This is a genomic window from Pseudoalteromonas sp. NZS11 (genome assembly GCF_015864765.1).
In the GTDB taxonomy this organism is placed as follows: Bacteria; Pseudomonadota; Gammaproteobacteria; order Enterobacterales; family Alteromonadaceae; genus Pseudoalteromonas; species Pseudoalteromonas arctica.
On the sequence record NZ_JADYWP010000002.1, the window covers coordinates 38,911 to 55,978 of the forward strand.

The window sequence follows — 17,068 nt, forward strand, 5'->3', positions numbered from 1 at the left end:
TGAATATCTAAATTACTTAACGCATTTAAGAACGTATCTTTAGAAATATCACCTGGAATCACCTTCTAGCATTATAAAACTTCAACAAAGATCCTCTTTGATCAAACTACTCAATAATTATACTAATTAATGCAATTAGTCATAAATCTGTAACTTTGATCCGCGATAATCTCTATCCGATAAATGAATAGACTCAAGAAGACTAAGTAAGATGAGTACACCCTTAGTGCAACTAACATTTGCACTGCAATCATTTGATGATTCTATGTCTGCGGCGATGAGCCACGCTATGGAATATGAAAAGCTATCGCTAAAAGCCAATGCTGCGCATAACATTACGCTGCAGTGTGTGTTGCCTGATGGCGCAAATGAGAGCGATGTTATTTCACTAAGTGCAACGCAGCCCAGTGCGCGTGGGGCGCAGTATTTTACTGAAAAAACGCTGAGCAATGCAGACCTTGAATCAGGTACTGTAAACCTAACTTTAAATAACATTACACAAAGCCAGTGTTTTGTAGTGCAAATGATGCTGCACGGAAAAAACACGACCTTAAAAGAAAGCCAGCAACTCGATGTGTACATTAAAGCATTTGAGCAAGGCTATATTCCTGAGCAAATAAAAACTGAACATACCAAGTCACAGGGCGTTCGTAGCTACTTTGCGAGTATGGGTTCTACGTTTTTATCGCTGTTTTAGTGCTGACTGCACTTAAATTACGCGATGCGACAAGTTATTAGTCTGCAAAACTTACTTTACCCATAGTAACTCCCGCAATACCTTGTGCAGTATTACTTAGGTGTTGCTGCTCTCCTGCTAGGCATTCGTTTGCTAAAATAGCAAATAACACAGCCTCTTTTGCGTCGGGGTTAATACCTAAATCGTCGGTGTTTTTAAAAGCATTAATGCGTGGGCAAAGTGCTGTAAGTTGCGCCATTAGTAACGGGTTATGAATACCGCCACCACTTGCATACACCACACAATTTTGTACGCGCTCTGCACACTCGTTTAATGCATTTGCTATAACGGTTGCAGTAAAGGTATTTAAGGTGGCCATTACATTTTCATGGCTTAAATGGTGAGTATTTGTAAGCTGCTGTGCGGCGTTTAAATACGCTAAGTTAAATATCTCAGGCCCTGTGGTTTTAGGCATTGGAAGTTTAAAAAATGCGTTATTACATAATGCATTTAGTAATGGTGTATTTACCTTGCCTGCTTTTGCTATTTTTGCGCCATCGTCATAATGTAGCCCAGTAAAATGTTGCTGTACGTAGGCATCCATAATGGTATTACCGGGGCCAATATCGGAGCTAAACACGCCGTTTGCATCACCATTTTTGGGTAAAAACGTTAAGTTAGCAATGCCGCCCATATTTAGCAAAATCCGACTCTCAGCAGCGCTCGAAAAATACAAATAATCGCCATACACAGCAAGCGGTGCGCCCTCGCCTCCTGCGGCTATGTGTTTTTGCCTAAAGTCACCAATGGTTGTAATACCCGTAGTAACGGCTATTTGGTCGCTATCGCCAATTTGTAAGGTGCCATTAGTAAAGCTTTTGTGGGTATGCTGCGACTGCGGGCAGTGGTAAATGGTTTGCCCGTGGCTTGCTATTACATCAATACTTGCTGGGTTTATATTCCACTTAGCTAAGCACTGATTAACCATATTGCCATGGAGTTTACCTACCCACGGGTGCAGTAAAGTAACAAGCTCTAAATCGCATTCTCGCTTAGCAAATACCTGCTTTATTTTAGTTTTATAATCGTCGTTGTAATCAACAGTGGTAAAATTTAAAACCTCAATGTGTGTATTTAAGCCCGCGCCCGTTACTTTACACAGTGCAACATCAAGCCCATCCAACGAGGTACCGCTCATTAAACCAATAATTAAACGGCTTGGTTTTTGGGCGCTGTTATAAAGCGCTTTAATGTGAGGGTGCATAGTGGCATCTAAAATAGGTGTAATATTTTGCTTATATTAGAGGACTTTAAAACAAAGTAATAGCCGTAAACCGTTTAATTTGGGTTCTGATTGTTTAACTCTCAAATGATTGTTAAGTTAGTGTGCATACTAAAAATTTATGAAAAAATATGATCACCCTCAGAGAGTTTAAAGCCCAAGACGCGCCTTTTATTATTAATACCTTAAATGATGAACAGGTAACGCGTTATTTATCGTCAAAAATTCCGTTTCCGTATACGCAAGCCGATGCTGATTGGTGGATAAACCAAGGCTCAAAAAACGGCGTAATTGATGCAACAGTTAAAGCCATTGAGGTAAATGGGCAATTTGCGGGCTGTATTGGTGTAACTCCCGGCGAATTTGAATACAGCCACAGTGGCGAAATTGGTTATTGGCTAAATAAAGCCTATTGGGGGCAAGGCATTATTACTCGCGCTATTGAACTTATATGCAATGAAGCGCTTGCAAGCTCACACATAAACAGAATTTTTGGCGCTGTGTTTGCTGGTAATACCGGCTCTATGAAAGCACTTATTAAAAGCGGCTTTGAGCAAGAGGCTGTGCTTAAACAGGCCATTTATAAAAACGGGGTGTTTTACAATAGCCATATTTTTAGCAAGCTAAAATAAACCATTTAGAATAAATACTCTGCAAAGGTTGAATTATCAACCACCCGCCCAAAACTCCTTTATTAAGGTACGCATTGTACATATCCATACTGCTTAGCCGCGCATTATTGTTTAGCTGAACACGATTTTTAAAGCGTAAACATTCGGTAAGTAGTTTATTTATATTAATAGGAGATCTTTTATGTCTACGACTAGTCGCCAACTTACTCTTGAATCACGCCCTAATGGCGCTCCAACAGATGAAAACTTTAAATTAAAAACGGTAGAGCTTCCTGCATTAAAAGACGGCGAAGTTTTACTACGCACTATTTACCTATCGCTAGACCCGTATATGCGTGGTCGTATGAGCGATGCTAAATCGTACGCTGACCCAGTTAATATTGGCGATGTAATGGTTGGCGCAACAGTGTGCCAAGTAGAAGAGTCTAAAAACGATAAATTTAGCGAAGGCGAGTGGGTCCTTGCCTACACAGGTTGGCAAGACTACGCCATTACCGATGGCGAAGGCTTAATGCAATTAGGTAAAGAGCCTGCAAACCCTTCATACGCATTAGGTATTATGGGTATGCCTGGCTTTACGGCTTACATGGGTTTACTTGATATTGGCCAGCCTAAAGAAGGCGAAACCGTAGTTGTTGCAGCAGCAACAGGCCCAGTAGGTGCAACGGTTGGTCAAATAGCTAAAATTAAAGGCTGTAAAGTAGTGGGTGTTGCTGGTGGTAGCGAAAAATGTGCACACGCAGTTGAAAAACTAGGGTTTGATGCCTGTATTGATCACAAAGCTGATGACTTTGCAGAGCAGTTAGAAAAAGCCTGCGATAAAGGCATTGATGTTTACTACGAAAATGTGGGCGGTAAAGTATTCGACGCCGTATTACCACTATTAAATACCGCAGCGCGCGTACCATTGTGTGGTTTAGTATCGCAATATAACGCAACTAGCTTGCCAGAAGGCCCAGACCGTTTAGGTATGCTAATGGGTCAATTGCTTACTAAGCGTATTAAAATGCAAGGCTTTATCATTTTTGATGATTACGGCGACCGTTATGGCGAGTTTGCACAAGACATGCAAAAATGGCTACAAGACGGAAAAATTCAATACCGTGAGCACATGGTAGAAGGCATCGAAAATACAGTAGGCGCGTTCAACGATATGATATGCGGTAAAAACTTTGGTAAAACTGTGGTTAAAATTAATAACCCACTTTAATTTTAAACGGCTTGTAAGGCCAAGTCCTTACAAGCCAAAAAAGGACTGACATGATCAAACTACACCATTTAAATAAATCACGTTCTAAACGCGTAATTTGGCTTTTAGAAGAGCTAAATGTTGACTACGAAATTGTCGCTTATCAGCGCAACAAAGACACCTTCCTAGCCCCTGACGAACTAAAGCATATTCATCAACTTGGTAAGTCACCAGTGATTGAAGACGGCGGTTTAATTATTGCTGAGTCAGGCGCTATTACCGACTACCTTATTACTAAATACGGTAACGGTAAATTTGCTCCAAAAGTAAATACCGCTGAATATGTTGACTATCAACAATGGCTCCACTTTGCAGAAAGCTCAGCAATTTTACCGCTTTTACTTAAAATGTTTGTACTAAAAGATGGCGCTAAAACACAGTTTCTAGAAGGCTATGCCGACGCTGAAACAGCTAAAGTAATTAGCTACTTTAACGACCGTCTTGAAGGTAAACGTTATTTAGTGGGCGATACCCTAACGGGCGCTGACTTTATGATGTCGTTTATTGTTGAAATAGTTAAAAACTCAGGTCAATTAGCGCACTTTAAAAACCTCGTTAAATACGACGAGCAATTACAAAGTCATGAGAAGTTTCATACAGCTAATGAGCTAGAAGCAAAGTACGACTAAACTTTTATATAATATTTTTATATAACACTAAGGGGCATTTAGCCCCTTTTTTAATGCCTGAAAAACACTCCCCATTAAAGTTACGCTTGTAAACTAAATTAACAAACAATCCCTTATTGCTAATAAAACTTTAATTAATAAGGCATAATGCTGCTATTGTTTTAGAATAATCACTAATAATACAAGCTGCTCTTGCGCGTATTGACTCACACTTGGGATCAACCATGACCATAAACATGCGTTTAACGACCGGCTTTGGCGTAATTTTATCAATGATGCTTATTTTAACCATTATTGGCATTTCGCGCGTTAGCCTCATTAATAATAACATTACCCACATGACCGACGTAAATTCGGTAAAGCAACGTTACGCAATTAACTTTAGAGGCAGTGTACACGACAGAGCAATAGCCGTGCGCGATGTAGTGCTAATTACCGATCAAAGCAGTTTAAGCTCCGTGTTAAAGAGCATAAAAGAGCTAAACGCATTTTACCAAACGTCAAGCCGATCTATGGCCGAGCTAATGGGTAATATGAATAGTGAAGAACGCGCTCTGATTAATAAAATAAATCAAATAGAGCAGCGCACTCAGCCTTTTATTCAAGGTGTAATAAAAGCTAAAAATGCAGGAAACCTAAACGAAGCTGAGCGCATTTTATTAACCGATGCGCGCCCTGCGTTTACCCAGTGGCTAAATGTTATAAACCAATTTATAAACCTGCAAGAGCAAGCAAATCAAACCACCACTATTGATACTCTCGATATTGCCAGCTCGTTTAAAATTTGGATGATTTCGCTCACCGCACTTGCCTTTTTAATAGGTATAAGCGTTGCGTATGTTATTAGCCAACTGATCAGAAATTCAGTAGGTGGCGAACCACAAGAAGCCGCTGAAGTAATTGCCCTTATTGCGCAAGGCGACTTAAGAGGTGATGTACAGTCGTGTTGCCCAAATAGCATGATGGCTTCTGTAGGGGTGATGCAATCTAAATTAAAAACCATTGTAGATAGCATTATTAACTCATCTGAAGAGCTTTCTACACACTCTGCAAGCGTAGCATCTGGCTCGCAGCAAGCACTTAGTGCCGCTGACGCACAAGTAACTTATACAAACTCGGCAGTAAGCAGCCTAGAAGAAATGAGCCGTAGTATCCATGCTGTAGCCGACTCAGTTAGGCAAACAGAAGATAACTCAAAAATAACCGCGCAATTATCGCAGCAAGGTAGTATTGCAGTGCAAAAAGTAGCGGCCGAAATTGAGCAAATCTCAGTAACCGTAAAAGCCACAGTTACCCAAGTAAACGTGTTGCAAGAACATGTAAAACACATTGGCGATATTTTAAGTGTGATCCGCAGTATTTCCGATCAAACAAACTTGCTTGCGCTAAATGCGGCAATAGAAGCTGCAAGAGCAGGCGAAACAGGCCGAGGGTTTGCTGTTGTTGCTGACGAGGTAAGACAACTTGCCCAGCGCACTGGCGACGCAACAGGCGATATTGAAAAGATGATTTTGCAAGTACAAGAAAACACGCAAGCGTCGGTAACAGCTATGGAAACCACAGTACCACAAGTAGAAAATGGCCTAACGCTTACTCACGAAGCAAACGAGTTACTGCATCAAATACAGCAACAAGCTAACGATTCATTAAGTAACGTGCTTGAAATTGTTGAATCAACATCAAACCAAGTAGCCACCGTGGCGCAAATTAGTACTGGCGTAGAAGAAATTGCCAGTATGTCCAAAGAAACCAGCATGTCGCTTAACAGTAACGCACAAGAAGCTGTTGCATTAGCTGACCTTTCAAACACACTTAAAAAGTATATTAGCTACTTTAAAGTTTAATTTTTATAGTAAGCAATAAACAAAGGGGCTTTTAAGCCCCTTTGTTGTTTATGTACATTAATAATAGCGGACTATATACCCGCTAAATCGCGCTCGGTAATACACTCACCCGACGCCATTTCAAACTCGCGACATACTAATGGGCGGTTTTCGTAAATAGAGCACATAAGCGTATTACGGTCGAGTGCTTGACACCAGCCGTCGTCAGCGCGCTTCATTACTTCGCTGCCCCATTTATCGTATTCAATGTAGTTAAAAGGCACGCCGGTGTCGGTTACTATGCGCACTTCTAATTGGCAACAACAGGCTTGGCAGTTAGCACACGTAACGGGCTCTGGGGTAGTAGAAATATTTTCAACGGGAATAACAATATGAGGCATAGTGGCTTACTTTTTTGAATAAGCCACTAGGATACAGTAACTAATTTAACGCGCTAGTAGTTTTGCTTTAATATCGCTGTAACGCATTTGCTCACACAGTGCAAAACCACTCAGCTGGCGCACTTTATTACGCGCAAATAACGGCACACTCATCCCCGCTAAAAAGCGGCATTGGGTTTCAATACCCACATTATGATTACCTTTATCTGCCATATGCGCTAAAAACTCATCTACCTTTTGATAAATAAGTTGCTCGTCAATATATGCAGGCTCTATAGAGTATTCAAGCTTAACCGCATGGCCTCTACACACACTACAATGCCCACATTGCTGTGGTGCATTTTGATCGTCAAAATAGCGCGCTAAGTTATAGCTTAAACAACTTTGTAGCTCAAAAAAGCGTACCAGTGCAGCAATACGTTTAATTTCGGCTTGTTCTTTATCACTAAAGTAGTCGTGTAGTTGCTGGGCAAGTTCTGGGTTATTTATAACCTCGCTATGCACTTTGTATACTTGGGTAATACGTTTGGTTTCGAGCGTTATTAGGTTTTTTTCGGCTAGGTAATCAAGAGCAGCCACTACGCGTTTTCGATCAACCTGCGCAGCTTGTGTAAGGGAGTCAAAATTTAGCGTGCCCCATATTTTTTTAAAATCGGTATGGCTAAATATTTGTGTTAAAAATGCTTGGCGTTGCTCATCAAAATGACCAAGTAGCTCGTTTTTATCAACCAAAAATTTATATTTAAAATCGGCGTAGTAAGCATATTGCGGCGTTATAGCGCCTTGCATTTCAAGCTGTACAAGTAAGGTTTTAAGTGCCAGTTGCCTAATATTACTTTCGCTCGATAAGCTGTATTCTTGCATTTCCCATTGCTGGTGGCTTTGGCGAATATCGTTAATTACGTATTCAATACCGCTAAGCTCAGGGGTGTCGCCATATACAAAGTTTTCAACCGTATTTAGGCCGTCCAGGTTAGCAAGCGTGTAACAATTTGATGGATTGCCATCGCGCCCTGCTCGGCCAATTTCTTGGCTGTAATTTTCTATCGATTTTGGTAAATCGTAATGTATAACAAAGCGAATATCCGATTTATCAACGCCCATACCAAAGGCTATGGTTGCCACTACGACGTTAATTTTACCGCCCATAAAGTCATCTTGAATTTGCCAGCGTAGCGTATCTTCAAGCCCCGCATGATACGCCACCGCGTGCACACCTTGAGCACTTAGCGCATTAGCAACTTGCTCAGCGCTTTGCTGTAGCGTTACATACACAATACCTGGGCCACTTTGCGCACGCACTATGTTGGTAAGCTCGGTGTTTTTATCGGCGGTTTTAACGCTCAACACACTTAAATCTAAATTAGCGCGGTAAAAGCCCGTTTGCACAATGCACTCAGGCGCAATAGCAAAGCGCTCTGCCATATCGCGTTTTACTTTTTTAGTCGCCGTTGCAGTAAGTAACAACACTAAAGGAATATTAAGCTCTTCGCGGTAACGCGGCAATTTAAGGTAGTCGGGTCTAAAGTTATGGCCCCATTCTGATATACAGTGCGCTTCGTCGACCACTAACATCGAAAGTGCCACTTGGCTTATAAACTCTCTAAAACGCTCGTTTTTAAAGCGCTCAACCGACACCATTAGTACTTTAATTTTACCATTTCGCACATCATTCATTACGGTGCTGCTTTGCATTTGATCTTGGCTCGAATCAAGGCTTGCCGCGTAAATACCTTTGCTATTTAAAAAGCTAATTTGATCTTTCATCAATGCAAGCAAAGGCGAAACCACTAAGGTTAAATTTGGTAAATGCAACGCAGTTAATTGATAGCACAACGATTTACCCGAGCCGGTCGGAAATATAGCCAACGACGATTGACCATTTAAAAGCTGCTCTATAGTCTGTTGTTGCCCTGTTCTAAATTGGCTAAAACCAAAGTGCTGCTCAAGTGATTGAATTAGTGGCGTGGTCATAAATGTCCTTTTGATGGCTAAACAATAGTCATGCTTATAAAAATGCGGTGTAGATGAAATATTTGCATGTATACCCAAACCATCTCAAGATGAGAGTTTCAGTTGGAGTTAAAAGCGATTTAGGCAAGGCATTGATTGCAAATAATAGTGGTTCTATTGTTAAAATCAATAACGCAGTATAAATCGCTTTTAAACCAACCCATTGGGCGTTTCACAGGCACTTACTCTCATCGTTGTTACTTCTTAAAAGGGGGCTGCCATTCTTGCAAAGTAACGCCTTGATATTAAGCCCCTGTGAAACGCTGAATTCTGCATATTGAGACGGTTTGGGTATAAGTATACAACAAATAACATTATTTATTGCTGACATCGGTTTTATTTAGGCGCAAACTAGGCACCCATAAAATGAGTAGTAACTACTTGTTGCCAAAATAATTTATTGATACCCAAGTCACCTTAAAAAACTAATAAAAAATACAGATCACTTGGGTATATTATTTTTAAGGGCAACGTTATGAGTATTACAATACCTAAAATCGTCGTTATTGGCGGTGGTGCTGGCGGATTAGAACTTGCAACCCAACTGGGGCATAAGCTAGGGAAAAAAAAACAAGCAGATATACTGTTAATAGACAAAAACCGTACCCACATATGGAAGCCGTTACTGCACGAAGTAGCGACAGGCTCTATTGACCCTGATTTAGATGGCGTTGTGTATTCAGCACATGCCGCAAAGCATCATTATCGTTTTCAACTTGGTACTTTTTGCAATATAGACCAAAGCAATAAAACAATTACTCTCTCCCCACTTAACGATGAGTTAGGTCACACTATTTTACCTGGTCGTACAGTACGTTACGATCACCTTGTTATTGCCATTGGTAGCGTAAGTAACGACTTTAATACCCCTGGTATAAAAGAGCACTGCTACTTTTTAGACTCAAGCCAGCAAGCAGAGCGCTTTCAGCATTCATTACTAGATAGCTTTACGCGCCTTCATCAAGACGACAACCAACAGCAATCACTTAATATTGCCATTGTAGGCGGCGGTGCTACGGGTGTTGAACTCTCAGCTGAGCTTTACCATGTATCTGAGCTATTAAAGCTTTATGGTTTAACAAATATGTCGTCTAAGCGTTTGCATATTCATTTAATAGAAGCCGGCCCGCGTATTTTACCTGCATTACCAGAGCGTATTGCCGTAAGTGCCAAGCGTGAGCTATTAAAGCTTGGCGTAAACGTGCGCGAGCAAACGCAAGTAAAAGAAGGCACCGCACAAGGCTTTATCACCAAAGATGAAGAACACATTGATGCCGATATTATGGTGTGGGCGGCAGGCGTAAAAGCACCTGATTTTATTAAAGACTTAGGTGTTTTTGAGCTTACTCGTAGCAACCAAATTCAAGTAAACGAGTTTTTACAAAGCACCGTTGACGAAAGCATTTTTGTATTAGGCGATTGCTGCGCATTTACCCAAGCCGACGGCAAGCAAGTACCACCACGCGCACAATCGGCGCATCAAATGGCGTTGTGCGTTGAAAAAAATCTCATCGCAACATTAAAGCAGCAACCACTACGCGGCTTTAAATACAGCGACCATGGCTCGCTAGTTAACTTATCGAGCTACAGCACCGTGGGTAACTTAATGGGTAACCTAACCAGCAATACCTTTTTTATTGAAGGTAAAATTGCCCGCTTTATGTATATATCTTTATACCGTATGCACCAACGCGCCATACATGGCAGCGCAAAAACCTTTGCATTATGGATAAGCGAAAAAGTACTGCGTGTAGTGCGCCCAAAAATGAAGTTACATTAAAGGCGATTTAAATTAAAGGCAGTGAGCGTTATCACTGTCTTTAATTTTTAACATAGTCTGTGTAGAGTATTTAAAACAACTAAGGGAATTGGGTTATGACGGGTAAAACGCTAATTTTTAACTTTGACGGCACAGGAAACGAGCCCCGTGACGCAGAACAATTTAGCTCAGATCATTTTAAAGAAGACTCTAATATTACAAATATTCTAAAACTGCATTTGCTGCTTGGCGGTAAATTAGAAGACTCCCCCGTTACTCCTTTTGCTAACCAACTCAGTTTTTATTATCAAGGTATTGGTACTAAAGGCAGCCGCCTTAAACGCATTTTAAACCAAACTCTTGCACCTCGTGGTGACGACGTAGCCAGTATTTTAAATCAAGCGTTAAGCGACTTTAAAGCTCACTATCAATTAGGCGATACCATACTGCTAACGGGCTTTAGCCGAGGCGCTGCGCTTGCCAGACGTTTTGCTAAATGTTTAGAACCCTTAATAAGCAACAACGTGTATGTATGTGTGTTTGATACCGTCGCCTCTATTGGCTTGTCAAAAGTAAGTAAAGCCACACGTGGCGCAGAGCATGTTATTTTTGAAAACCACACCATTGCCAGCAACATTACTCACGCGCTGCACTGCGTAGCCCTTGACGAAAAACGCCGCGCCTTTGAACCCACACTCATGAACCATCAAAACAATATTACCGAGCTATGGTTTGCAGGTGCGCATTCAGACATTGGCGGCGGTTACTACCGCGATGGCCTAGCCGATATTAGCTTGCGCTACGCACTTGAGTGGTTAATAGAACAACCGCTTAATATATCGTTACTCACTAGCCACGACATAGATTACGAAACCCTACTCCCCGATAGCAACTTAGTAGCACAAGATGACGTAACCGTAACGCCCGATCCACTCGCATTAAGTCACCAACAAAATTACTTTTGGTTTAACCCGTTTTTTAAATTAGTAGATAGAGAGTGCTATGTATTAATTGATGACGAAGCTAGCAACCTTGAGCCTTTAGTACACTATAGCGTAGCCGAACGCATTAATAAGCTAACTAGTTACCGCCCAGAATCGCTTAAAAAACTGCATTACAAAATTAGCTATAACGACAACACCACACTTAGCTTTATTGGTTTAAGCCAACATATAGAACTGGCTAATCAAAACATGAGTGTGCTGAGCATTAACCAAAGCCAAGATGTAATGGTATTTGCCTCTGAGCAATACAACGCAACCGGCCTCATGCTAGAGCAAGGCGCTACGTACCGTTTTACCCCATACCCAAATCAATATTGGTTTGACGATGGCATAAAATGCACGCCATTAGGCTGGAACCGCGACAACGTACAACTTGGCGTAAAAGAAATCCCAATGGCCGTACTCGAACCATTTAGACGATTTCCTCGCGCACAATGGTTTTCACTCATTGGTGCTATTAATAAAAACGACGACCACCTTTTTGAAATAGCCAACGGCGCCGATATTAAAATAGATAAATCAGGCGAGTTTTGCCCATTCGCAAACGACCTAAGCCGCTTTTACGGCGCTAATGCAGGTAAAATAAAAGTGAAAGTAACGCGGCTGGAATAAGAGGTTGCACAGTATTTAAAATTGTAGGCGTGAGTTTATCTCGCGCTTTGGCTTTATAAGAACACCCGCGAGGTACAAAACCTCACGAACCACCGCACTCAACAAAACCGTAGGTGCGATTTTACATCGCGCTTTGACCTCTAGTAACGGCTCATAACTCCCAATCAACACTGCAAAGCCCGCCTAAACACCTGTAGGCGCAAAGCTTGCTCGCGCGAAAAGCGAAGCTTTTAAATGGTAGGTGCGATTTTACATCGCGCTTTCGCTTTATAAAAGCACCCGCGAGGTATAAAACCTCACCTACAACAATTCAAACACCTATTCGCCTCACACAGTGAGGCGAATAGTATGTGTAATTGCCTCATTAGGCAATTTTGTAACGTGTACTACGCCCACCTGCGGCGGTTTTTGTTAAAAACCCAAGCGTTTGCAAGTCCGATAAATGGCGTGTTGCGGTTGCACGGCTAACCTTAGCTACCTTTTGATACTGACTCGCACTAATACCCTGTTCAAATTGGCCATCAAGTAACTTATTAAGCACTTTTACTTGCTGCTCACCTAACTTTGTTTGATCTTTACTTGCCCAGTAATTAGTTTTAAAAATTGTTTGCTCAATATTATTAAGCGTATGGTGTATCGCATTATTAAGCGTACGTAAAAACCACTTAATCCATTGGGTAATACAAAGATCTCCACGTTGAGTGGCTTCAAGCACCTCGTAGTAGCTTTTTCTGTCTTCTAAAATAGCCACCGACATAGCGTAAAACCGAATTGACTCAGCATGTTCTTGCGCTAATGCCAGGTCGGTTATAAGGCGTGTAATACGCCCATTACCATCCTCAAGTGGATGTATTGTTACAAACCATAAGTGTGCGATAGCTGCCCGAATAAAAGGGTCTATTTGAGGAGCGTTTTGCGTTTTGTTAAACCAGTTAAAAAATAGCGACAGCTCTTTATTTACTAACTCTTTTGGAGGCGCCGTAAAATGTAATACCGGTTTATCTAAGCGCCCCGATACCACTTGCATTGGCTCGTCACCACGCAATTGCCCGCCCTCAATTTTAGTAAATAAGCTTTGCTCACCTGCAAATAATAAGCGATGCCAATTAAGCACTCGCTCTAAATTAAGCGGTGAGTCTGTGTTATTTATTGCATCAAGCATAATCTCTGCAAGATTATCGCTTTGCACTGTTGTTGGGTAAGGTTGCTCATTAATATTGAGCTTTTTAGCAAGAGAAGAGCGAACCGAAAATGCATTAAGCTTTTCACCCTCAATCGCACTGGAGTGAATAATATTTGCTAGTAAGGTATCAAGGGCCTGCTGCTTTTGTTGAGCACTTTGCGCGCCCATACGCCCTACTAATAAACCTTGATTATATGAAAGCTCCCTTAGTAAAGGAGCAAGCGCCGCAGCATCCCACGTAAAGTTTGGCCAGTTTTGCTGTTGCCATATCCACATAGTCTTTAGTCCTAAAGGTAATTAGCTTCAGTCTATGTTATTTATTTGCCTCATGCAATGAGGCGAATAGAAGAGCTAATTGCCTCATTACTTTTAAGCGTTAAACAGAACAATAATTCATTTTTCAATGGTAAAAACAATCCATTTATAAGCGAGGTATAAAACCTCACCTACAATAATGTAAACACCACTCTTAACAAAAGCGTAGGTGCGATTTTATATCGCGCTTTGGCTTTTAAATTGTAAGCCGGAATTTATCTCGCGCTTTTAATTTTAATTTGCAAATATCGCGTTGATGCTGGCAACCAAAATATGAATTACTTACTCAAAATGCGTGTATTTATTTTCTAAAATTTAAATAAATGCATCCATATTTGGTAGTTGTATTATTTGCTCATTCAGCTTATTTGCAGCTTTATTAATTATTTTTATGCACAAATCAATGTGTGCTAATTCAGCAGTAGACAAGTTATTTTTAACAGCAGAAACTTTAGCCGTATCAATTGCAGCTAATACAGTGTCAACGGTTTGACTCATAAGTAGTTGCATCCGTGGTAGTGAAATAGCAAATTCATCAGCAAAATCAGCTAACATGTAAGCTGTAATCTCATTAGTAAAATTGCCTGCACTTTGCGAATTATGCTCGCCCACTGACATAGCATAACACCTTGATATTTTGGGCTGTAGATAGCCCATATCACGGTCAATGCTTCCCTGCTCAATAATAGCCTCTATATTTACCAAGTCGTAAAACGGCGTAAGCTCTAAACCATTTTTACCAACAAAAAAACTAATGTTTTTGCCATGAGCATCGTAATTACGTACTAAAATATTAAATGTCATCCAACGAATAAGTTGAGCCTCATACGCCTGCACATTCGTTGTTTTAATATTAAAAAGTTTAGCAAAAGAAACGCCATCTCGAATATAAATCCCATCCCCATCATCACCATGCTGACGCTCATATTTATAAGAAGGAGGTAAATTAGTGGCTTGGCAACCATCAATAATATGACGACGTAATACACGGCTTTGATCTTGTGTAACGCGCCTATCAAAGCGATCTATTACAAACACTCTTACATCTGCGTAAGTGCGCAACTCAACATGGGGAACATTGAGCCCCGACTCTTTTGCCAAAAGCATGGTAAAAAGTTCATTTACTGCAATGAAAGGAGCGGTACCTGTTTCAAATTTAAAAATTTTATTAGAACATAGCTCCCCTTCACCAAATCCTAATTTACTATCGATTTCGAGTAGGTTTAGTTTGTCTTGAACGCCAGCAACAGAGAGCCGAGTTCGGCCATCCCAATGAGTAATTGACTCGCCAACTTGTACAAAGCGTTTAAGTTTTTGGCTTAGCTCATTATTAGTTACTTCACGAAAAGATGTTTGCTTTAAAGCACTGTTACTTGCTCTAAACGACAAAGCGCCTGACGTTTCCTCGCCAATTACTTTAATCAAACCAAACGTATTATTTTTAGAGATAGTAGTACTACTTATAATCTCATCAAGACCTTTGCCCTCGGGTAATAAGTTTTGTAAATAATTACGCACATCACGGGAGTCAAAATTACCATTGAGCGGTAAGTGTGGTGAAATAGCAAAACCCTTATTAATCCACTCAGGCTCATAGGTAAATGTAATTTCATTTTCAGAGCCTATATCAAGGGCTATCGCACCTATCTTCTGCGTATGCCCAATAAATACATCTAAGCTATTTTTTTTAATACCACTGCTCATCGCTCACCTCATCCTTGTTATTGTGGTGCGACTCGTCATCACTGACAAGGCTAAACGACAACCCCAAGTATTCCATCACTTTGAGTACATTAAAAAACTGCACATTCACATCACCTTTTTCTATTTTTATCAGCGTAGGCTTTGAAATATTAAGTGCTTGCGATACATCAACCAGCGTAAGCTTCATGCCTGTTCGCTTTGAAGTAATCGCTTTAGCGAGTCGCACCGACGAAAACGGCTTTGATAGATCAGGCATTTCAGTGCGTTTAACAACTCTTCCAAGTGTTTTTTTTGCTGGTAATTCACTCATTAAAGGTCAACTATAGTTTACTTATACAATTTATTTTAGGGTAGCCTACCCAAAAGTCAAATATAACTTACTTTTAAGTTTGAACGTATATTTACTTCCTATAAGCAAACTTTACTTTACTTATAGGAAGTAAAATAAAATACAACCCCATAAGTAAAACATAAATCACTTATGGAAAGTTAATGACATTTTGAGCTTAATAGCCAAGCTAAAGACCTGTAAGCGCCCAGCTTGCTCGCGCAAAAAGCGCAGCTTTTAAATTGCTTTACTATCGTTTAAGGCTCGCTGCACCACTTGATAGCAAATAGCACGCTGCTGCTCTTGATTTAAGCTAACTTGTCGCATTGAAAGGATAGTTTTAACTATTTGTTTATGAGAAACGATTGGAAAGATTGGTCTCTGCTTTAGCTCCACAAACCAACCAGGAAAGCATAAAACAGGTAAAACCGGAGTATTAAAACCGGTTGATTCATAAAGCCATTTATTCACCCAATTAGCTTGATTTTGAGCTTGCTCTAACGGCTTGCTTTCAAACCAAGAGGGAAATGCTAAATGGTTATTTTCAAATTTAACTTTGTAATTTGTATCGTCTTTTATTCGTTTATGTCTGCCTTTGGTTTCAATAGCAAATATCCCATTTGGCCCAACAACCAAGTGATCGATATTAAAACCATCTGCTTGTATATCATGAAATACCTGATAACCGTGTGACTGTAATTCTATAAGCTCTGAAGCAACTGCTAATTCTGCATCACGTCCCAGTTTTAGTTTTATTAATTGATTGGCTGCTACCCAGAGCTTTCGAACAATATAAAATAAACATATCGTCGTTGGAATAATAAATATGTAATTAGGTTTACCCCTTGCGACCATTTCAGAAATGCCTTTTATAGCAAATGGCATTGTAATGATTAAAACGGCGAAGAAGAAAAATCCCATAATACTGATTATTTTTTCATTCACTTGCTCATTGAGTGTTTGCGCCGCAACCCGTTTTAATTTATTCCGGTCTATTGGCAACTTGGCATTTTTTTGGTGAGACCATACCCTATAAAATAAAACGCCAATTAACACATAGACACTACCAATAACAAATAAAAGGCTTAAACCTTGGTTTAATAAATCATCCATGATGAGTTCCTATAATCACAATGTTTACTTTATACCTTAAAAACAGGTACATGTCGCATTATTCAAACTCACGCTACAAAGCCCACCTAAACACCTGTAGGCGCTCAGCTTGCTCGCGCGAAAAGCGTAGCTTTTAAAATAATTTACAAATATCGCATTGGCGATGACAACCAAAGAGAAGTAACCGCCGACTTCTCTTTGGAATCTCTCGGCGCCACGAGGATCACACTAATTCCTCAATTTAAATTAATGATATGAACGTAACCAGCGTAGATAGGCCATCCATGGCCAAGCTACGCTTTTAACAGCATCCATGCTGTTAATTACTCATCATTAATTTAATTT

General features: G+C 40.4%; 14 protein-coding genes. 7 read left to right on the top strand and 7 right to left on the bottom strand.

Annotated features, from left to right (window positions below):
* Positions 1-211 precede the first annotated feature (211 nt).
* Entirely contained in the window at positions 212-697 is a 486-nt protein-coding gene (locus I6E82_RS03980) for a hypothetical protein (RefSeq protein ID WP_165735990.1), read from the top strand.
* 37 nt (positions 698-734) lie between these two features.
* Here I6E82_RS03980 and I6E82_RS03985 read toward each other — a convergent pair whose 3' ends face one another.
* On the bottom strand, positions 735-1,940 hold the full coding sequence (locus tag I6E82_RS03985) for an anhydro-N-acetylmuramic acid kinase (protein WP_197116839.1): 1,206 nt from the start codon (positions 1,938-1,940) through the stop codon (positions 735-737).
* Positions 1,941-2,089: 149 nt separating this feature from the next.
* Between I6E82_RS03985 and I6E82_RS03990 the strand changes: the two genes are divergently transcribed.
* The 4 genes from I6E82_RS03990 to I6E82_RS04005 all read left to right on the top strand — a co-directional run bounded on the left by I6E82_RS03990 (position 2,090) and on the right by I6E82_RS04005 (position 6,312).
* Positions 2,090-2,590: a GNAT family N-acetyltransferase gene (locus I6E82_RS03990; protein WP_197116841.1), complete on the top strand. Its 501-nt coding sequence runs from the start codon at positions 2,090-2,092 to the stop codon at positions 2,588-2,590.
* Between the two features lie 181 nt (positions 2,591-2,771).
* On the top strand, positions 2,772-3,800 hold the full coding sequence (locus tag I6E82_RS03995) for an NADP-dependent oxidoreductase (protein ID WP_101163360.1): 1,029 nt from the start codon (positions 2,772-2,774) through the stop codon (positions 3,798-3,800).
* A 50-nt stretch (positions 3,801-3,850) separates the two neighbouring features.
* On the top strand, positions 3,851-4,468 hold the full coding sequence (locus I6E82_RS04000; protein ID WP_165735986.1) for a glutathione S-transferase family protein: 618 nt from the start codon (positions 3,851-3,853) through the stop codon (positions 4,466-4,468).
* A 224-nt stretch (positions 4,469-4,692) separates the two neighbouring features.
* Complete coding sequence (locus tag I6E82_RS04005; protein WP_197116843.1) at positions 4,693-6,312, top strand: methyl-accepting chemotaxis protein; 1,620 nt, start codon at positions 4,693-4,695, stop codon at positions 6,310-6,312.
* Between the two features lie 71 nt (positions 6,313-6,383).
* Here the strand turns inward: I6E82_RS04005 and I6E82_RS04010 are convergent, their stop codons facing one another.
* Positions 6,384-6,692 (bottom strand): YkgJ family cysteine cluster protein, encoded by a 309-nt coding sequence (locus I6E82_RS04010; protein WP_010554993.1) that lies wholly within the window; start codon positions 6,690-6,692, stop codon positions 6,384-6,386.
* Between the two features lie 45 nt (positions 6,693-6,737).
* The gene (locus I6E82_RS04015; protein WP_197116845.1) at positions 6,738-8,666 is read right to left on the bottom strand and encodes a RecQ family ATP-dependent DNA helicase; all 1,929 of its coding nucleotides are present in this window, start codon (positions 8,664-8,666) and stop codon (positions 6,738-6,740) included.
* A gap of 514 nt (positions 8,667-9,180) precedes the next feature.
* Between I6E82_RS04015 and I6E82_RS04020 the strand changes: the two genes are divergently transcribed.
* The gene (locus I6E82_RS04020; RefSeq protein WP_007583476.1) at positions 9,181-10,485 is read left to right on the top strand and encodes an NAD(P)/FAD-dependent oxidoreductase; all 1,305 of its coding nucleotides are present in this window, start codon (positions 9,181-9,183) and stop codon (positions 10,483-10,485) included.
* A 95-nt stretch (positions 10,486-10,580) separates the two neighbouring features.
* Positions 10,581-12,080 carry a phospholipase effector Tle1 domain-containing protein gene (locus I6E82_RS04025; protein ID WP_197116846.1) on the top strand — a complete coding sequence of 500 codons (1,500 nt, stop codon included), beginning with the start codon at positions 10,581-10,583 and terminating at the stop codon, positions 12,078-12,080.
* A 364-nt stretch (positions 12,081-12,444) separates the two neighbouring features.
* Here I6E82_RS04025 and I6E82_RS04030 read toward each other — a convergent pair whose 3' ends face one another.
* The 4 genes from I6E82_RS04030 to I6E82_RS04045 form a co-directional block, all read right to left on the bottom strand.
* A complete protein-coding gene (locus I6E82_RS04030) occupies positions 12,445-13,539 on the bottom strand; it encodes a Fic family protein (RefSeq protein ID WP_197116847.1) in 1,095 nt (364 codons plus the stop codon).
* Between the two features lie 354 nt (positions 13,540-13,893).
* Positions 13,894-15,282, bottom strand: a complete 1,389-nt coding sequence (locus I6E82_RS04035) for a HipA domain-containing protein (protein ID WP_197116848.1) — start codon at positions 15,280-15,282, stop codon at positions 13,894-13,896.
* The gene (locus I6E82_RS04040) at positions 15,266-15,592 is read right to left on the bottom strand and encodes a helix-turn-helix domain-containing protein (protein ID WP_029753647.1); all 327 of its coding nucleotides are present in this window, start codon (positions 15,590-15,592) and stop codon (positions 15,266-15,268) included. The genes I6E82_RS04035 and I6E82_RS04040 overlap by 17 nt, the downstream gene beginning before the upstream one ends.
* Before the next feature lie 255 nt (positions 15,593-15,847).
* Positions 15,848-16,723 (bottom strand): nuclease-related domain-containing protein, encoded by an 876-nt coding sequence (locus tag I6E82_RS04045; RefSeq protein ID WP_197116849.1) that lies wholly within the window; start codon positions 16,721-16,723, stop codon positions 15,848-15,850.
* Positions 16,724-17,068: the final 345 nt, after the last annotated feature.

What these genes read in the sequence shown, in the direction of transcription:
- I6E82_RS04045 (WP_197116849.1), bottom strand. Translation starts at nt 16,723, where the DNA reads ATGGATGATTTATTAAACCAAGGTTTAAGCCTTTTATTTGTTATTGGT.
- I6E82_RS04025 (WP_197116846.1), top strand. Translation starts at nt 10,581, where the DNA reads ATGACGGGTAAAACGCTAATTTTTAACTTTGACGGCACAGGAAACGAG.
- I6E82_RS04035 (WP_197116848.1), bottom strand. Translation starts at nt 15,282, where the DNA reads ATGAGCAGTGGTATTAAAAAAAATAGCTTAGATGTATTTATTGGGCAT.
- I6E82_RS04030 (WP_197116847.1), bottom strand. Translation starts at nt 13,539, where the DNA reads ATGTGGATATGGCAACAGCAAAACTGGCCAAACTTTACGTGGGATGCT.
- I6E82_RS04000 (WP_165735986.1), top strand. Translation starts at nt 3,851, where the DNA reads ATGATCAAACTACACCATTTAAATAAATCACGTTCTAAACGCGTAATT.
- I6E82_RS03995 (WP_101163360.1), top strand. Translation starts at nt 2,772, where the DNA reads ATGTCTACGACTAGTCGCCAACTTACTCTTGAATCACGCCCTAATGGC.
- I6E82_RS03985 (WP_197116839.1), bottom strand. Translation starts at nt 1,940, where the DNA reads ATGCACCCTCACATTAAAGCGCTTTATAACAGCGCCCAAAAACCAAGC.
- I6E82_RS04005 (WP_197116843.1), top strand. Translation starts at nt 4,693, where the DNA reads ATGACCATAAACATGCGTTTAACGACCGGCTTTGGCGTAATTTTATCA.
- I6E82_RS04015 (WP_197116845.1), bottom strand. Translation starts at nt 8,666, where the DNA reads ATGACCACGCCACTAATTCAATCACTTGAGCAGCACTTTGGTTTTAGC.
- I6E82_RS04020 (WP_007583476.1), top strand. Translation starts at nt 9,181, where the DNA reads ATGAGTATTACAATACCTAAAATCGTCGTTATTGGCGGTGGTGCTGGC.
- I6E82_RS04010 (WP_010554993.1), bottom strand. Translation starts at nt 6,692, where the DNA reads ATGCCTCATATTGTTATTCCCGTTGAAAATATTTCTACTACCCCAGAG.
- I6E82_RS03980 (WP_165735990.1), top strand. Translation starts at nt 212, where the DNA reads ATGAGTACACCCTTAGTGCAACTAACATTTGCACTGCAATCATTTGAT.
- I6E82_RS03990 (WP_197116841.1), top strand. Translation starts at nt 2,090, where the DNA reads ATGATCACCCTCAGAGAGTTTAAAGCCCAAGACGCGCCTTTTATTATT.
- I6E82_RS04040 (WP_029753647.1), bottom strand. Translation starts at nt 15,592, where the DNA reads ATGAGTGAATTACCAGCAAAAAAAACACTTGGAAGAGTTGTTAAACGC.